This window comes from Paenibacillus sp. GCM10027626, assembly GCF_042676285.1.
Taxonomy (GTDB): domain Bacteria; phylum Bacillota; class Bacilli; order Paenibacillales; family Paenibacillaceae; genus Paenibacillus_Z.
In genome coordinates, this window is record NZ_JBHTHC010000032.1 from 23,768 (window position 1) to 40,603 (window position 16,836).

The following is a 16,836-nucleotide window of genomic DNA, read 5'->3' on the forward strand; positions in this document are numbered from 1 at the left end:
CAGCCGCGTCCGCTTGTGGAATGAAATGAGGTGCCTGTGCGTTGAAAGCATTGTTGTCGGCTTACGCCGAAGATACAGATTTCCAGACAATTGTAACCGGTATTCAGAGAGGAATGCGCGAGCAGCTCGTATCGGGACTTGCGGGATCGTCTCGGCAAGTCATGATTGCAGCGCTATCCCGGCAGCTGAAGCGGCCGATGCTGGTTGTCACACATAATATGTTCGCTGCGCAGAAGATTGCTGAGGATTTGCTGGAATGCTTGTCGCAAGATGAAGTGCTGCTTTATCCTGCTAATGAACTTGTCGCAGCGGAAGCGGCCATCTCGAGCCCGGAAACGCTGGCTCAGCGGATGGACGTACTGGTTCAACTTTCGCTAGGCTATCGGGGCGTAGTCGTCGTGCCGTTGTCCGGGGTTCGGCGTTATTTACCGATTCCGGAAGTTATGGCTGCAGCGCGCATCGAGCTGAAAGTGGGCGAGACGCTGCCGATGGAAGCGTTTTTACATCGGATGGTCGAGCTTGGCTATGTACGTGTCGATAAAGTAGAAAGCAAAGGCGAAATGAGCGTGCGCGGCGGAATAGTAGATTTATACCCGCTAACCTCGCCGCATCCATATCGCATTGAATGGTTTGACGATGAAATTGATTCCATTCGTTCCTTTGATGCTGCTGATCAGCGTTCCATCGAGAAGCTGGATAGCTATACGATAAGGCCGTGCCAGGAACTGCTTGCCGATGGGCAGCGGTTTGAAATTGCCGAACGGGCGGCATCCGAGCTGCTGGAGCAGCAACTGCTGAAAATGACAGACCGTGCGGCTAAAGATCGCCTGCGGACCGAAATTGGAGCAGAGCTGGAGAAGTTAAGGCAAACGCAACATTTTCCTGAAATTTATAAATATGTTTCTCTGCTTTACCCTGAACGATGCACATTATTCGACTATATGGCAGAGGATACGCTGCTAATATATGACGAGCCTACCCGGCTTATTGAGACGGGGCGGCAATTGGAGCGGGACGAAGCGGAATGGGCTACTCATCTGCTGCAAAACGGAAAATCGCTTCCGGGCTTTACGCTAGCTCGTCCTTCAGAAGAAATTTTGTACCATCGTCCGTTTCCGACGATCTTTTTGTCGTTGTTTTTACGGCAAATTCCCCACACACAGCCGCAAAATATTTTGAATGTCGTCAGCCGCGCGATGCAGAACTTTCATGGGCAGATGAACGTGCTGAAGGCGGAGATGGAGCGGTGGCGCAAGGCGGGCGCCAATGTAATCATGCTGGCAGGCAATGCCGAGCGTATGGAGCGAATGCGGCGCGTCTTGCAGGATTACAATATTGAGCCTCCAGAGCTGATTGAAGGCAATCTGCAGGCTGGCTTTGAGCTGCCCTCCATTCACCTTATTGTCATTACAGAAGGCGAGATGTTCTCGCAGAAGCAGCGCAAAGTGCGGCGAGTCGACAAAAAGGTGGACAATGCTGAGCGGATCAAAAGCTATACCGAGCTGAAAATCGGCGATTATGTCGTTCATCAAAATCACGGCATCGGCAAATATGTCGGGATTGGCACACTCGAAATTGCCGGTATTCACAAAGACTATATTCATATTTTGTATGCCGGCGGCGACAAGCTGTCTGTACCGATCGAGCAAATCGATCTGATTCAGAAATATGTCGGTTCTGAGGAGAAGGAACCGAAGATATACAAGCTGGGCGGTACGGAGTGGACCCGGGTCAAAAATAAAGTACGCTCCTCTGTGCAAGATATAGCGGATGATCTCATCAAGCTTTATGCCGACCGGCAAGCGACGACCGGTTTTGCTTTTGGCACGGATACGCCCTATCAGAAAGAATTTGAAGAGATGTTCCCTTATGAAGAGACGCGGGATCAGCTGCGGGCGATCGAAGAAATTAAGAAGGATATGCAGACAAGCCGTCCGATGGACCGTCTGCTTTGCGGCGACGTAGGCTACGGCAAGACTGAGGTTGCTGTCCGGGCGGCGTTCAAGTCGGCCGTCGAAGGCAAACAGGTAGCTATTTTGGTGCCGACGACCATTTTGGCGCAGCAGCACTATGAGACGTTCCGTGAGCGATTCTCGGAGTTTCCGTTCAATATTCAAGTGTTAAGCCGCTTCCGCTCGCGAAAAGAGCAAACGGAGACGATGAAGGGCTTGAAGGCCGGCACAGTCGATGTTGTAATCGGCACTCACCGCCTGCTGTCGCAGGATATTATTTTTAAAGATCTCGGCTTGCTCATTATTGACGAGGAGCAGCGCTTTGGCGTGTCGCATAAAGAAAAACTCAAGCGGCTCAAAACCAATGTCGACGTGCTGACGCTTACGGCTACGCCAATTCCGCGCACACTCCATATGTCGATGCTTGGCGTTCGCGATTTGTCCGTTATCGAGACGCCCCCGGAAAACCGTTTTCCGGTACAAACCTATGTCGTCGAGCATAGCCCGTCGCTCGTGCGCGAAGCGATCGAACGCGAGCTGGCGCGCGGCGGTCAAGTCTACTACCTGTACAATCGCGTCCAGGGGATTTATCAGATGGCCGAGCATATTAATATGCTGGTGCCTGATGCGCGGGTGGCCGTCGGACATGGCCAGATGTCGGAGCAGGAGCTGGAGAAGACAATTCTCGATTTCCTTGATGGCGAGTCGGATGTCCTCGTCAGCACCAGCATTATCGAGACAGGCGTCGATATACCGAATGTAAATACACTGATCGTGCACGATGCCGACAAAATGGGACTTTCCCAGCTCTATCAGCTGCGGGGAAGAGTCGGGCGCTCCAATAGAATTGCCTATGCCTACTTTACCTACCAGCGCGATAAGGTGCTGACTGAAGTGGCGGAGAAGCGCTTGCAATCGATCAAGGAATTCACCGAGCTTGGCTCCGGGTTCAAAATCGCAATGCGGGATTTGGCGATTCGCGGAGCGGGCAACTTGCTGGGTGCGGAGCAGCATGGCTTCATTGCGTCTGTTGGCTTTGATTTGTATTCCCAGATGCTGGCTGATGAAATCGCCAAACGCAAAGCGGGCATGGAAGGTGCTGAAGGGCAGCCGCCGGAAAAGGAAATTACGACTTCGATCGATATGAGCGTCGATGCATACTTGCCCTCGTCGTATATTTACGATAGCATACAGAAGATAGAGATTTACAAAAAAGTTGCCACCGCCCGTTCTTTGGAAGAAGCGGAAGATCTGCGCGATGAGCTAATCGACCGTTTTGGCGACTTGCCGCAGTCGGTAGATAATTTACTGACAGTGTCTAGACTGAAAATGATCGGAGCTGCATGCGGCATCGAGCAAATTTCCGGACGGGGCGACGAAGTAACGATGAAGTTCGCGGAAAGCGAGAAGAAGCGATTCGATACAAAAAAAGTCGACCAGCTCTGCTTGCAATTCGAGAACCGGTTCAAGCGAGCGACCGGGCACGAGCCTAATCCCATTATTCAGTTGCGCGGCAAAGGACTGGACATGGAGCAAAAGCTGGAGCTGCTGGAGCGTTTCTTGGCACAGTACAAAGACACCATTCAATTGAAAGGGGAATTACAGAATGTTGCGCACTAAACGATTCAGAAAAGGAATGCTCATCGCAATTGCAGCGATGCTCGTAATTGTGCTGGCAGCAGGTTGCGGCAAGAAAGCGGAGACGGAAAGCAATACAGGCAAAGGGAGCAATAAACCTCCTGAAGCGGGGCAAACAACGCCGGGTGAAAAAGACGGCAAAGTTATTGCTACGTACAAGGATGGTACAGTTACTGAGGCGGAATTTGATAAGTATACGAAGTTCATGTCGGTTATGGATCAGCAAGCGGCCATGTATTTGAGCATCCCGCAGATGAAGGAACAGTTTCTGCGCGAGTACATCGGATACAAAATTTTGGAAAGCCGCAGCACGAGTTTGAGTGACGACGAGAAGAAGAAAATCGACGAAGAAGCCAACGCTTATTACAACGACAAAATAAAACCGGCGCTGGAGCAAAATGAAGCGATTAAAAAGACACTTGCAGATGCAGGTATAGACGAAGCCTTCTTTAAAGCCTATTTCAAACAAATGAATACGATCGGTATGGCAGAAGAAAAGAAAGTAACAGAGGATGCGATCGCCAAAAAGTTTGAAGAAAGCAAGGATGGCTTGAATGTCGCTACAGTCCGTCATATTCTTGTGATGTCGGGCGATCAGGGCGAAGTAAAGCGTACGGACGAAGAAGCGCTCAAACGCGCCAAGGAAGTGAAGAAGCTGCTGGAGGAAGGCGGCGACTGGACGAAGCTGGCCAAAGAATACTCCGATGACGGCGGTTCTAAGGACAAAGGGGGCCTGTACGAAAAGCAGCAAACCGGCGGCTGGGTGCCTGAGTTTAAAGAAGCAGCCAATACGCAAGAAATCGGCAAAATTGGCGAGCCTGTAAAAACTTCTTATGGCTATCACATTATTAAAGTGGAAGAGCGCGAAATGGCAAGCCTGGAAAAAGACAAAGAAACGGTTAAGCAAATGATCGTTTCCGAAAGTATTGGGAAGTTTATGCAGGACGAGCTGCCTGGACTGATTACCAAGATTGACTTGCCTCAGGAGGAAGCACCGAAGCCGGAGGAAGGCAACAAAACGGATGGGGCGGATAAAGGCACAACAAACGAAGGCAGTAAAAATGACGGCGCTAAAAATGATCCCGGCAATAAAGACGACGCAGCTAAAGATGGCGGAGCCAAAGATGATGCTGCGAAAGATGGCGCGGATAAAGAAGATACAGCAAAAAATACCAAGTAATGATCAGCCTGTTCCTGAAAAGGGACAGGCTTTTTGCTGCGCCGGTATGCGTGAAGTTTGCTTAAAGAGCTCAAGGAGGATCCGGTAAGCCACTCCGAACCCGGCCGCGCTAGAAACCGCAAAAATTGCTGGTTCTGTTTAACCGCATGAATAAGATTTTGGGAGCGGATGAATACTATGGTCAGATTCGAAATTACTTTTGCCAAGAATTCCTCTCTTGAGCGATAGAATTTAGCGTATCCCATCCAGTCAATTTCAAAACCTTTGATGAAAGCGGGGCAACATGAACATGAAAGCAACTGGTATAGTACGTCGCATCGATGATCTCGGACGGGTCGTTATCCCTAAGGAAATCCGTCGAACTTTGCGCATTCGCGAAGGGGATCCATTGGAAATTTTCGTCGATCGCGACGGTGAAGTTATACTGAAAAAATATTCGCCGATCGGCGAATTGGGCGATTTTGCCAAGGAATATGCAGAATCATTGTACGAAAGCACAGGACATATCGCTCTAATTTCAGATCGTGATACGATCATTGCCGTTGCTGGCGCGTCCAAAAAGGACTATCTGGAGAAGCAAATCGGCTCTGTATTGGAAAATTGCATGGAAGGCCGCAAAGCAGTTCTGGAGTCAGGCGGCGGCTCTTATGAAATCGTCAAGGACAACGGCGAGAGCATCAGCTCCTTTGTAGCCGCTCCGATCATTGCAGGCGGAGATCCGATTGGTACGGTCGTGCTGGTGAACAAGGATGAATCGGTCAAAATGGGGCAAATGGAAACGAAAATGACAGAAACAGCGGCTGGCTTTCTGGCCAAGCAGATGGAACAATAGCATGCAGCAAGATCAAGCTTCCTGGCGCAGCGACGTTTAATTAGCCGGGAAGCTTGTTTTGTTTGGCCGTAGGCAGTCCTGCGGCATCTGAATAGCTGCCAAGGGGATGCTTCGAGTATAATGGGAGCAGGAGAGAGGATTGGCAGGTGTACAGATTGGGAAGGAAGACGGAGGATGACAGCCGTTCATCGCTAATTCACGGTGCGGCCATTATGGGGTTAGCGGCGATGGCAAGCAAGGTGCTGGGAACGATGCAAAAAATCCCGCTGCAAAACATAGCAGGCGATCGTGTATTTGGCCTTTATAATGCTGTTTACCCGTTTTATCAGCTGCTGCTGGTGCTGGCGACAGCCGGATTTCCCGTAGCGGTATCGCTGCTCGTCGCGGAACGGGCTGCCTGTCAGGACGGGCGCGGAGCCAGACAGGTTCTGCGGGTCAGCCTGTGGCTTCTCGTGCTGACAGGCGCAGCCGTGTTCGCCGGTATGTGGTTTGGAGCGGATCTTGCCGCCGGCTGGATCGGCGATGCCGCTGCTGCGCCGGCTATTCGGATGTCGGCGCTGGCTTTATGGACGATGCCGGCTGTTGCCGCCCTTCGCGGGTATTACCAAGGGCTCGGGCGAATGCTGCCGTCAGCAATGTCACAGCTGGCCGAGCAGACGCTCCGCGTCACCGCGATGCTGCTGCTGCTCATGGCCGGCTGGCAGCTTGGCTGGCCGGATGAACGGCTGGCCGCCGGAGCGACGGCAGGATCGGCAGTAGGCGGCTTAGCGGCGCTGCTTATGCTTGCCGTCATCGCAATGCGGGAGCGCCGCAGGGCCAGGCGCACTGACAGCGGCAGCGCTGCCGGAGGCGGCGAGGGCACAGCCGTGCTGGTAAAACGTCTGGCAGCATTGGCCTTTCCGGTAGCCCTCGGTGCGCTTGCTGTGCCGATGATCGCGGTTGTCGATGCGTTGACCGTTCCGCGCCTGCTGCAAAGCGGCGGGATGGATGCCGCTGCCGCAATGACATTATTTGGCCAATACAGCCGTGGACAGCCGCTCGTGCAGCTAGTTGTGATGGTCGCTGGGGCCATGGCAGCGGCGATTGTCCCGGCGCTCGCCGCTGCGCGTCAGCGGGGCGATCTGAGAGCTGCGCAGGAGCAGGCGGCATTGGCTTTGCGGATTGCATGGTGCGCAGGCTCTGCATCAGCGATAGGCGTCATTGTGCTGGCGAAATCGATGAATATCATGCTTTACAGCGATAACGAGGGTATACTGGTATTTATGCTGATAGGAAGCACAGCGCTGGCCGGTACGATTAACGCGATTACGGCCGCGCTGCTGCCCGGCCTTGGCGCCGTGCGCATTCCGGCGCTGCTCATGCTCGCCGCCGCTGCGCTCAAGGCGGCGCTCAACGCCGCGCTCGTGCCCGCCTGCGGCATTGCCGGCGCAGCTTGGGCGGGCATCGCCGCCCTGACGGCAGCAGCCTTGCTGGGCGCTGCTGCCGTGCGTCAGGCCGCTGCAGCGCTTGGCGGCGCCGGCGGGCGCAGCGCTGCCTCGGCGCCTTTACGCCGCAGCGGCGGCGTCGTGCTCGCGCTTGCGGTCATGGCCGCAGCGCTTGTGCTTGTCGAGCGCGGCTTCGCACCGCTGCTCGAGCAGTGGCTGCCCCAGCGGGCGGCAGCCACGATCATTGCGCTCGGGGGCACCGCCCTCGGCGCAGCGTTGTTTTTGGCCGCCGCAGTGCGCTTCGGCGGCGTGACGGCGCGCGATTTGCGCGAGCTGCCCGGCGGGACAAGCATCGTCCGCCGCTTGCAGCGCTGGCGGCTGCTGCCGCGTGAATAAATGACGATACCTCTACGAAGGGATGAGGAGTATATGAATAAAGCCAAGGCTGCCATTACAATCGTCGGTCTGGGATCGGGCGAGGCCGATCAATTGACGCTGGGTGTGTGGCGACTGCTGCAAAACGCATCCGAGCGCTATGTAAGAACAGCAAATCATCCAATGATGAAGCTTTTTGCCGAGCATCAGCTGACATATACAAGCTTTGATTATATTTATGAGCAGATGGAGTCGTTTCCGGATGTCTATGAAGCCATTGCGGTGTCATTAATGGAGCGGGCCAAAGCGTCCGGGCAGGAATCAGCACCGGCGGCGGAAAACCAGCCGGTCATCTATGCGGTGCCGGGCCATCCGATGGTCGCTGAGCGGACGGTGCAGCTGCTGCGCGAGCGCTGTCCGCAGGAGGGGATCGAGCTGACGGTTGTCGGGGGAGAAAGCTTCCTTGATCAAGCTTTTATACGGCTTGGCTTTGACCCGATTGAAGGGTTCCAGCTGCTGGATGGGGCTGAGCTGAAGCCATCGCTGCTTCGTCCGGAATTACATACAGTCATCGGCCAGGTGTATGACGAATTTACAGCCTCCGATGTAAAACTGACGCTCATGGAGCGTTACCCGGATGAGCATCCGGTCGTAGTAGGGCATGCGCTTGGGGTGCGCGGCGAGGAGCAGATTGTTACGGTACCGCTGTTTGAGCTGGATCGCACGCCAGGCTTCGGCAATTTATCGCTTGTCTGGATTCCGGCTTCCCAGGATGAAACGCTGCGCAACCGCTCATTTGACCGCTTGCATGAAATTGTGGAGATTCTGCGCAGTCCGGAAGGCTGTCCATGGGACAGGGAACAGACGCATCAGTCGATTCGCAAAAATTTTATCGAGGAAACGTACGAAGCGCTGGAAGCGATCGATGAAGACGATCCGGATGGCATGCGCGAGGAGTTCGGCGACGTTATTTTGCAAGTGATGCTCCATAGCCAGATGGAGGAGGAGCTTGGTTCCTTCTCGGTATACGACGTCCTGCAAACTTTGAATGAAAAGCTGCTGTTCCGTCATCCGCATGTGTTTGGCGATCTGGGTGCAGACAATGCCCAGGAGGCGCTCCAGAACTGGGAACAAATGAAGAAAGAGGAAAAGCAGAGAAAAGGAATCGATCCGGATCAGCAGTCGCTGCTTGACGGCATTCCGCCGGAGCTGCCGGCTCTGATGAAGGCCTATAAACTTCAGAAGAAGGCGGCCAAGGTCGGTTTTGACTGGGATGAAATCGGACCGGTGCTGGACAAGGTGCAGGAGGAGCTGCACGAGCTGCGGGAAGCGATTCAGAGCAAGGATGCAGACGAGCAGGCGGCAGAGCTGGGAGATCTCTTGTTTGCAACGGTTAATGCGGCGCGCTTTATAAATGCCGATCCGGAAGAGGCGCTGGCCAGAACGAACCGCAAGTTTAAGAAAAGATTTTCATATATTGAGCAGCAGCTCCGTATAAGAGGGAGAAGCTTTGACCAAACTGATTTAGTAGAGATGGACCGCTACTGGGAAGAGGCAAAGCGCCTTCCATAGCAGATTGTGACGCAGGAAGTTGCTAGAAATTTTACCTCTATCGTCACGATTCGATTAAAATCTCCACAGATAGTAAAAAAGTTTGCTCTGGGCAGCAGGAGTTTTCTAGAAACAAGCAGAAGTAATAGGGCAGGAAGACAGCAAATCTTTTACTGCAACATGTATTAGGCAATGCTAGCCTGACGATCGTGGTACGGGTTGCTGCATAGCTTCCCGCTGCGCCTGCAATTGAAGCAGCGGTTGTCAGAGTAGTGCCGTCTACTATGATTTAAAAATATAGGAGGCTAATGAAGATGAACAAAACCGACTTGATCAACAACATTGCAACAAAAAGTGGTATGACTAAGCGTGATGTAGAGGCTGTTTTAAACGGGTTTATGGGTGAAATTACCGATGCGCTCGCCAGCGGCGACAAAGTTCAATTGATCGGCTTCGGCACGTTCGAAACTCGCATGCGTTCGGGCAGAACAGGCCGCAACCCGCAAACTGGTGCTCCAATTACAATCGCTGAGTCCAAAGTTCCTGCCTTCAAAGCCGGCAACAAACTAAAAGAAGCGATCCAGTAATTTCATGCGTCTGGACAAATTTCTTAAAGTATCGCGATTGATCAAGCGGCGCACTGTCGCCAAGGATGTGTCTGACCAGGGGCGCGTCTGGATCAATGGTCGCGAAGCCAAAGCGAGCAGCACAGTCAAGGCCGGCGACGAGCTTATGATCCAATACGGGCAAAAGACAGTCACGGTCCGTGTGGAACGTTTGGCAGAGACGACCCGCAAGGATGAAGCGAGCGGTCTATACACGCTAATAAAAGAAGAACACCGTTCGTCCGAGGATATGCTCGGATAGAACAGACAAACCGTCTCCTGCTGCATGGCTGCAATTAACAGCTATCCGGCAGGAGACGGTTTTTTTGCCGTCATCAGCCGTTCAAGTTGTTCTAAAAACTTGTCTCCTGCCATAGGCTAGTCGTAAAGGAGGGGACAAGGCAATGAGCGACCAAATAAATGGGCAGAAGCGCCAGGAAATAAAGATGCTTAATCGCAAAATTCTTGAGGTTACTGGCGTCAAGAATGTGGAGAGCTTTGACAACGAGGAGTTTTTGCTTGAGACCGATCTCGGGTTTTTGACCGTTCGCGGGCAAAATTTGCATATGAAGCATTTGAGCTTGGAGCAAGGTCTTGTCGCCATCGAAGGGCTCGTCCATTCAATCGCCTATTTGGACGGGAACGCGGCAGCGACGAAATCCAAAGGCTTTCTAGGGAAGTTATTTAAGTGAGCCTGCAAGTTCAATGGCTGACGATGGCGATGATGTTGATGTCCGGAGTTGGCATGGGCGTTGTCTTCGACGGCTATCGCGTGCTGTCGGAGGAACTGAAGCTTAGCCGCTGGTTCATCCCTGTACTGGATATTTTATACTGGATTGCAGCGACCATCATCGTCTTTCAGGTTTTATCCGCGAGCAATGAGGGCGAAGTGCGGATTTATGTATTTATCGGACTGCTCATCGGCGTATGTCTTTACCACTGGCTGCTCAGCCGAATAGTCGTTCGGACGGTGCATGCAATGATCCGCGCTGTTAAGGCGACAGCGAGATTTGCTGCCCGGTCGTTCATGCTGCTGGTAGTTCGTCCGCTGCAAATGCTGTACAAGCTTACAAAGCTGCTCCTGGCCTTTTTGCTGACGTTTACTATATTCCTGTTTCGAATTGTGTTACAATTGGTTCGTCCGCTTTGGCTGCTGCTTTGGTGGATGCTTCGGCCGATTGCGCGCCCATTGGCGAAATGGATGAATCGCTTGGCCGGGCCAATTGTACATAGGCTGCGGCTGCATGAACGCAAGCAAGCGATTGCTTCATGGGCTGCAACATGGTGGCGCCGGCTGTTCCGGAGGAAGAAAGCGGAGTAGCGCAGGCCGAGTAGCGCAAGGATAAATTGTAACTGTCAGGAGGTTCATGATGATATGGCTGCAGCAAATAAACAAACCTCATATGAAGGCATGAAGCGCAGATTAAAGATTTGGTTCTTTATTGTTGCGCTGTTTATGGGATGGGCCTTATACACGCTGTATACACAGCTGGACGGGCATGATCAGGCCGAGCGGAAGTTGGCGGAAGTACAACAAAAAATCGAAGAAGCGACCAAGCAAATGTCTGATCTGCAGCTGCAGATCGATCGCTTGAACGATCCGGAATATATTCAACAATTAGCCACAAAAGAGCAAAATATGGTAAGGCCGGGCGAGAAGCCGATCAGAGTTGCAGAATAAGGAAGTCGGTATGGGTATACGTCTGTTGACCTTGCTTCCATCGTTCGGTTATAATCATCGGTAGGAATAGCATTTTAGAAGCATTCGCGTCATATTTTTAGTGATCTTGAGTATCATCTTGAGAAACTTGCTTCGCTTCAAGGGCGGCGTCAGCCGTTTCTTCTTGAATTTTATAGAATTTATAAGTATCATTCGAGAAATTCTATAAAATTTTAGGGGAAGAAACTTGCCTCGCGCCAAGGACGGCGTCAGCCGTTTCTTCTCATTTGGAGTCTTTTCCATTTCGAAGCATCAGTTGCTTCACATAACGGTTAGGGAGGAACATTTTCATCTATGGCAATTGAAGTGGGCGCCAAGTTAGAGGGCAAAGTGACAGGCATTACGCATTTCGGAGCATTCGTCGACTTGTCGGGAGGTGTCACAGGGCTCGTTCACATCTCAGAGATTGCCGATAACTACGTCAAAGACGTTAAAGACCATTTGAAGCTGGAGGATGTTGTAACAGTCAAGGTCATTAATGTTGATAAAGACGGTAAGATCGGACTTTCGATTAAGCAGGCAGTTGACCGGCCAGAGGGAACAGTAGCAGCTGCTCCTCAACGTGGCGGTGATCGCGGACCAGGAGGCTTCAACCGTGACCGTGGGCCAGGCGGTGGTTTCAACCGCGGACCAGGAGGCGGCGGACGTCCATTCAAACCGCAATCAGGTAAACCATCATATGGTAAACCATCCTTCGAGGATAAAATGTCCCGCTTCTTAAAAGACAGTGAAGAGCGCATTTCCTCCCTGAAGAAGAATACTGAAGGCAAACGAGGCGGACGAGGCGCGAAGCGCGTTTAATGTATAGAATCTTCTGGGACAAGGCGGCGGCGAAAGCCTGATTACCCCTCATAGTATGTGAAAACTCTAGTGTCTTTGCTGACGCTGGGGTTTTTTGTTTTCAGCGGCGGTACTCCCTTCGCTTCATCGACAAGATGAGCAGATTCGACTGTCGTCCGCTGCAGAGCCGCTCTTCATTCGTCGACAGGACAGCCGCTTATGCAGGCTGCCGGGGAGATAAAAGCACTGCCAAGCGTGCTCAATATGCGGCTATATAGAAAATTATACCTCGCCTTGCCAAAAACTTTTCCCCCCTTCTCCCTGATTCCCGACAGTTTCGGACGGCATTTCGCCATGAATACGCCAACATTTCCATTCGCTTTTTGTAGAACGGTAGAAGCGCTGCGCCGGCGGCGACAAGTCGCAAAGCCATGCCGCGTAAGCATTTGCAGCAAAGCGACAACAGTGCGAAAGCGTTTTATTGCTTTGTCGGAAAAAACTTTTATGAGTGCTACGGTTTCTGACAAACTTTATAAAAGCTTGCTCCTATAATTAGAACCACAATCAATCGGGAAATGGTGGTGTCTTACAATGATGGACAAGCAAAATGTGGTGATGTTTCCGGGCGCACAAAAAGCCGGTATGATACAAACCGCGTTCCGCAAAGGATTGAACTGGGCGGCGGCTAGACGGTTTGTACAAGTATTATCTGCAAGAAAATGGACCTTTGCGCTAATGGCAGTCGGCATGCTACTCGGCCGGGCGACAATATTGGAAACACTTGCGCCATTTGCTGTTGCCTACTTTGCCGTCATCTATTTTTTAAGACGAGACGCGATCCTCCCTGTTGCTGTATCAATCATCGTTGGCAGCTGGATGGCCGTGCTGCCGGAGCCGATATGGATCGCTTTGGAGCTGGCGGTTGTCTATCTGCTCATTAAAGGTTTGGAAGCGTATGAACGCGCTGAATTATCTTATGCGCCGCTGCTTGTGTTTATATCTACGCTGATTGTCCGGCTATTCAATGTCGTCATCGGCTCAACGCTAGACTGGTATGCATTAATGATGACGCTGGTCGAGGCTGCACTCGGATTTGTGCTGACGCTTGTATTTGTACAAGCTGTTCCGGTGCTTACCGTGATGCGCAAAACGTCAGCGCTGAAAAATGAAGAGATTATCTGTTTAATGATCATGCTGGCCTGTATTATGACAGGAGCCGTCGGTTGGATGGTTGGGGGATTGTCCATTGAGCATATTATGTCCCGTTATATGCTGCTGCTGTTTGCGTTTGTGGGAGGAGCGCCGCTTGGCGCATCCGTTGGTGTTGTCGCGGGGCTTATTCTTAGCTTGGCCGATTTGGGCGCAATCGTGCAAATGAGCCTGTTGGCTTTTGCCGGATTGCTTGCAGGACTGTTGAAGGAAGGAGGGAAAATGGCGGTTGCTTTCGGTATGCTGCTCGGCACATCTATCTTGGCGATCTATATCGGCAATCAGAGTGATGTGATGATTTCTACTTGGGAGTCAGTAGCGGCAGTCGTCTTGTTCCTGCTAACGCCTCGCACGATCGTAAGGACGATCGCGAAGTATGTGCCGGGGACGCACGAGCATGTGAAATCTCAGCATGAGTATGCCAAGCGGGTCCGCGATGTAACCGCTTCGCGCGTAGCTCAGTTTTCGGAGGTGTTTCGCCAGCTTTCACGCAGCTTTGGCCAAGTAAGCGGCATGAATGAGCGCGTGAAGCGGGAAGAAAGGGTGGAGCATTTTATGAATGCCGTAAGCGAGAAGGCGTGCAGCTCATGCCATCGCCGCGGACTATGTTGGGAGGGGAAATTTTATCAGACGTATAAGATGATGACGGAAATGATGACCGTAGTCGAGGAGGGGAAAAAGCCGACTAAAAAGGGCACGCCCAAGGAGTGGTCTACCCATTGCCTTAAATCGAATCAGTTGCTGGACATTATGGAGCAGCAATATGAAATGTACCGCCACGATCAACATTGGAGAAAGCAGCTCAATGATTCCCGTGTGCTCGTCGCAGAGCAATTGTCCGGCGTCTCGCAGGTGATGGAGGATTTGGCGCGGGAGATTAAGCGGGAAGGACAGCAGCTGCATTTGCAGGAGGAACAGATCCGGGAAGCGCTGGAAGGTCTCGGTTTATCGATACAAGGAATAGATATTATCAATTTGGAGGAGGGCAACGTAGAAATTGAAGTCTACCATTCGTTCGGCAAGGGGTATGACGAGTGCCGCAAAATCATTGCGCCGCTCTTGTCGGATATTTTAGGAGAACCGATTGCTGTGATGTCCGAGCGGTATCCGGAATATGCCGGCCAGCCGGTGCTCGTCGTCTTCGGATCCGCAAAAGCTTATGAGGTGGAAACCGGAATTGCCGGTGTAGCCAAGGGAGGCGATTTGCTGTCCGGCGACAGCTTCAGTACAGTCGAGCTGGGCAATGGGAAATTTGCAGTGGCGATCAGCGACGGGATGGGCAACGGTGAGCGTGCCAAGCTGGAGAGCAGCACTGCGCTCACGATTTTGCAGCAATTGCTGCAATCCGGCATGGATGAGAAGCTGGCGATCAAATCAGTCAATTCTGTATTGCTTTTGCGGTCCGCAGATGAAGTATTCGCTACAGTAGATGTCGCCTTAATCGATATGTACACAGCAAAAACAACCTTTTTGAAGATCGGATCGACGCCCAGCTTCATAAAACGGGGACAGGAGGTAATTCCGATTACGGCAAACAATTTGCCGGTCGGCATTTTGCAGGACATCGATGTCGATTTAATTCGGATTCAGCTGCTGCCCGGCGACACGCTCATTATGATGACGGACGGTATTTATGATGCGCCGGGGCATGCTGTGAATAAGGAGATGTGGATGAAGCGGGTCATTCAAGAGATTCAATCGGAAAATCCGCAAGAGATCGCCGATTGCCTGCTGGAAACGGTCGTACGTTATCATAAAGGAGATATATTGGACGATATGACGGTAGTCGTCGCTCGTGTCGATAAACATCAGCCGGAGTGGGCTACGTTCCGCTGGCCGGGAATTTCCAAAGTAGAACGTCCAAGGACGGTAAGCTAGTACAAATCGGGGCATGATCCCTCCGTGATCATTAATCGCGGGGGGATTATTTTATGAGTGGATAGAGATTCATGGTTATCGATCCCATGCCAGGGATGTCGAGGTCAGCCGCTTTAAAGATTTATGTATGAAGCAGGCATTGCTTGTTCTTGATGGTTGGTACTTCCTTCCTGTTGCTTACTTGTCGATTCGTGACAACCCCGAAGTTTGCAAGCAGTTGGCGCTTTCCTTTGTTGGCAAGTTCTTGTCCATTGAAGTTTCATCACAGCTTAGCTGGGCAGAAGCAGAGACGCTGCGATTTGCCCGCAGACTGTTGCGCCTATCGCTCCTAAAGAGCTTGCCGCACATTTGAGACTCTCTGAGCGCCAAACGAGGGTTATTCTTCATGAATTAGTAGACAAAAATCTACTTACCATTGCAAGCGGCATTCAGCGGTATCGTACATACTGCCTGGCGCGAGAATTTTAACGGATGTCACGGCCGCTATTTTCGATAATTCGACTGATCTGAAATTGTAACGGAACTGAGCGCCGCTATTTGAGGACAGTCAGCACTATTTCGCAAGAAAAAGGCCAATTAAGGTCGCTCAAATCCGTTAGATTTTAAAAAGAGGTTCTATTGGCAAAATAACGTCGGTGGCTTCCGTTAGCTCTTCGGCTTACCCCCTTCGGAGCCCGAACTTCTGACCTCTGCTGGCGGCGATGCGTTCTTCCAATTGAGCTATTTGGAGATGATGCATTCCGCCGGCTGTTCGATTCGATTCATATAACCGGAACGGCTGTTTCAGTCTCTCCTTCTACGATAATGACTTCTTCGATATTTTCCCCCTCATCGCGGTTCACTTCGATTACAAAAGTTCTAGGTGTTGCATCAGCAGTACATGTACCTCCGGATTCGCGCAAATGGACAGTAAGGGCTGTTCCTTCCGGGTTAATTTTAACGTCGCCCAGATCAACGGGGCACGAACCGGATTCACGCACACCGATAAAATAGGCATCATGCTCCGTAAAATTGACCGAATAATTGTTTGGGGTTAATTCATAATATTTCCATATTTGTTCATAATCTTTTTCGTTCTCTGCCCTCATTACCAGATACTCATAGTAGGGAACGCTTTGTCTCTTAAATGCTATCTCATCGATATTTTGAGGCAGTTTTTTTTCACTCGTTATCAGTTTTACATTAATAGCACGGGTGTTGTCTGTTTTTGGTTCCTTCACAATCTCGGTCTCGGTCATCTTTTCCGGCTCAGCCTGGTTAGCGCCGCAAGCGGATAGAATGAAGACGAACAGCAGCAGCAGCAGTGAAAGCATTTTGCCATTGTACATGAAACCACCTCCCATGTTATAGAGTTGTATGCACACAAACCTTGCTAATTATCGTACGCAATCAAGCGAAATAATGTTGCAAATCCGCTGGCGTATAAATGGCAGCTAAAACCAATGCTTCTCACCTCCCCTGCAATTCTTCTAAATACGGTTAAAGGCTGGAATTTATGGGTAACCTGATAGAAAGAGTAGCGGTAATATGAAGAGTCTCACAGCAGATTCCCTAAGAGGCTGTTCAAAAAGTCGTCTTTAGATCACGAAGCAGACTGAAAGCCTATTCGACATCGAATCTCGCGTTCACCTTTGAAGTCCGGTGCTCATGTAGGTTCTGGCCTACACTTCGCTCCTCCTTCTTCAGGTTCGC

The 16,836-nt window shown here is 51.4% G+C and carries 13 protein-coding genes and 1 pseudogene; 13 read left to right on the forward strand and 1 reads right to left on the reverse strand.

Annotated features, from left to right (window positions below):
• Window positions 1-41: 41 nt before the first annotated feature.
• From mfd to ACFQ0N_RS35080, 13 genes and pseudogenes are all read left to right on the forward strand, one after another.
• Window positions 42-3,572 (forward strand): transcription-repair coupling factor, encoded by a 3,531-nt coding sequence (gene mfd, locus ACFQ0N_RS35020; protein WP_379334759.1) that lies wholly within the window; start codon window positions 42-44, stop codon window positions 3,570-3,572.
• Window positions 3,559-4,770: a peptidylprolyl isomerase gene (locus ACFQ0N_RS35025; RefSeq protein ID WP_379334760.1), complete on the forward strand. Its 1,212-nt coding sequence runs from the start codon at window positions 3,559-3,561 to the stop codon at window positions 4,768-4,770. The genes mfd and ACFQ0N_RS35025 overlap by 14 nt, the downstream gene beginning before the upstream one ends.
• A gap of 289 nt (window positions 4,771-5,059) precedes the next feature.
• Window positions 5,060-5,602, forward strand: a complete 543-nt coding sequence (gene spoVT, locus ACFQ0N_RS35030; RefSeq protein WP_379334797.1) for a stage V sporulation protein T — start codon at window positions 5,060-5,062, stop codon at window positions 5,600-5,602.
• A gap of 146 nt (window positions 5,603-5,748) precedes the next feature.
• Window positions 5,749-7,422: an oligosaccharide flippase family protein gene (locus ACFQ0N_RS35035; protein WP_379334761.1), complete on the forward strand. Its 1,674-nt coding sequence runs from the start codon at window positions 5,749-5,751 to the stop codon at window positions 7,420-7,422.
• Window positions 7,423-7,455: 33 nt separating this feature from the next.
• The gene (yabN, locus tag ACFQ0N_RS35040; protein WP_379334762.1) at window positions 7,456-8,973 is read left to right on the forward strand and encodes a bifunctional methyltransferase/pyrophosphohydrolase YabN; all 1,518 of its coding nucleotides are present in this window, start codon (window positions 7,456-7,458) and stop codon (window positions 8,971-8,973) included.
• 293 nt (window positions 8,974-9,266) lie between these two features.
• Window positions 9,267-9,539, forward strand: coding sequence for an HU family DNA-binding protein (locus tag ACFQ0N_RS35045; RefSeq protein WP_379334763.1), 273 nt, complete (start codon window positions 9,267-9,269; stop codon window positions 9,537-9,539).
• A gap of 4 nt (window positions 9,540-9,543) precedes the next feature.
• A complete protein-coding gene (locus tag ACFQ0N_RS35050; RefSeq protein ID WP_379334764.1) occupies window positions 9,544-9,819 on the forward strand; it encodes an RNA-binding S4 domain-containing protein in 276 nt (91 codons plus the stop codon).
• Window positions 9,820-9,961: 142 nt separating this feature from the next.
• Complete coding sequence (gene yabP, locus ACFQ0N_RS35055; RefSeq protein ID WP_379334765.1) at window positions 9,962-10,249, forward strand: sporulation protein YabP; 288 nt, start codon at window positions 9,962-9,964, stop codon at window positions 10,247-10,249.
• The gene (yabQ, locus tag ACFQ0N_RS35060; protein ID WP_379334766.1) at window positions 10,246-10,878 is read left to right on the forward strand and encodes a spore cortex biosynthesis protein YabQ; all 633 of its coding nucleotides are present in this window, start codon (window positions 10,246-10,248) and stop codon (window positions 10,876-10,878) included. The genes yabP and yabQ overlap by 4 nt, the downstream gene beginning before the upstream one ends.
• A gap of 54 nt (window positions 10,879-10,932) precedes the next feature.
• A complete protein-coding gene (locus ACFQ0N_RS35065; protein WP_379334767.1) occupies window positions 10,933-11,238 on the forward strand; it encodes an FtsB family cell division protein in 306 nt (101 codons plus the stop codon).
• Between the two features lie 333 nt (window positions 11,239-11,571).
• Window positions 11,572-12,078 (forward strand): S1 domain-containing RNA-binding protein, encoded by a 507-nt coding sequence (locus ACFQ0N_RS35070; protein WP_379334768.1) that lies wholly within the window; start codon window positions 11,572-11,574, stop codon window positions 12,076-12,078.
• A 573-nt stretch (window positions 12,079-12,651) separates the two neighbouring features.
• On the forward strand, window positions 12,652-15,144 hold the full coding sequence (gene spoIIE / locus ACFQ0N_RS35075) for a stage II sporulation protein E (RefSeq protein WP_379334798.1): 2,493 nt from the start codon (window positions 12,652-12,654) through the stop codon (window positions 15,142-15,144).
• Window positions 15,145-15,205: 61 nt separating this feature from the next.
• Window positions 15,206-15,612 (forward strand): annotated as a pseudogene (locus tag ACFQ0N_RS35080) (transcriptional regulator); the annotation flags it as partial.
• 293 nt (window positions 15,613-15,905) lie between these two features.
• Here the strand turns inward: ACFQ0N_RS35080 and ACFQ0N_RS35085 are convergent.
• Complete coding sequence (locus tag ACFQ0N_RS35085) at window positions 15,906-16,472, reverse strand: hypothetical protein (protein WP_379334769.1); 567 nt, start codon at window positions 16,470-16,472, stop codon at window positions 15,906-15,908.
• Window positions 16,473-16,836 lie beyond the last annotated feature (364 nt).

What these genes read in the sequence shown, in the direction of transcription:
- ACFQ0N_RS35025 (WP_379334760.1), top strand. Translation starts at nt 3,559, where the DNA reads ATGTTGCGCACTAAACGATTCAGAAAAGGAATGCTCATCGCAATTGCA.
- spoVT (WP_379334797.1), top strand. Translation starts at nt 5,060, where the DNA reads ATGAAAGCAACTGGTATAGTACGTCGCATCGATGATCTCGGACGGGTC.
- yabN (WP_379334762.1), top strand. Translation starts at nt 7,456, where the DNA reads ATGAATAAAGCCAAGGCTGCCATTACAATCGTCGGTCTGGGATCGGGC.
- ACFQ0N_RS35045 (WP_379334763.1), top strand. Translation starts at nt 9,267, where the DNA reads ATGAACAAAACCGACTTGATCAACAACATTGCAACAAAAAGTGGTATG.
- ACFQ0N_RS35050 (WP_379334764.1), top strand. Translation starts at nt 9,544, where the DNA reads ATGCGTCTGGACAAATTTCTTAAAGTATCGCGATTGATCAAGCGGCGC.
- yabP (WP_379334765.1), top strand. Translation starts at nt 9,962, where the DNA reads ATGAGCGACCAAATAAATGGGCAGAAGCGCCAGGAAATAAAGATGCTT.
- ACFQ0N_RS35065 (WP_379334767.1), top strand. Translation starts at nt 10,933, where the DNA reads ATGGCTGCAGCAAATAAACAAACCTCATATGAAGGCATGAAGCGCAGA.
- ACFQ0N_RS35070 (WP_379334768.1), top strand. Translation starts at nt 11,572, where the DNA reads ATGGCAATTGAAGTGGGCGCCAAGTTAGAGGGCAAAGTGACAGGCATT.
- spoIIE (WP_379334798.1), top strand. Translation starts at nt 12,652, where the DNA reads ATGGACAAGCAAAATGTGGTGATGTTTCCGGGCGCACAAAAAGCCGGT.
- ACFQ0N_RS35085 (WP_379334769.1), bottom strand. Translation starts at nt 16,472, where the DNA reads ATGTACAATGGCAAAATGCTTTCACTGCTGCTGCTGCTGTTCGTCTTC.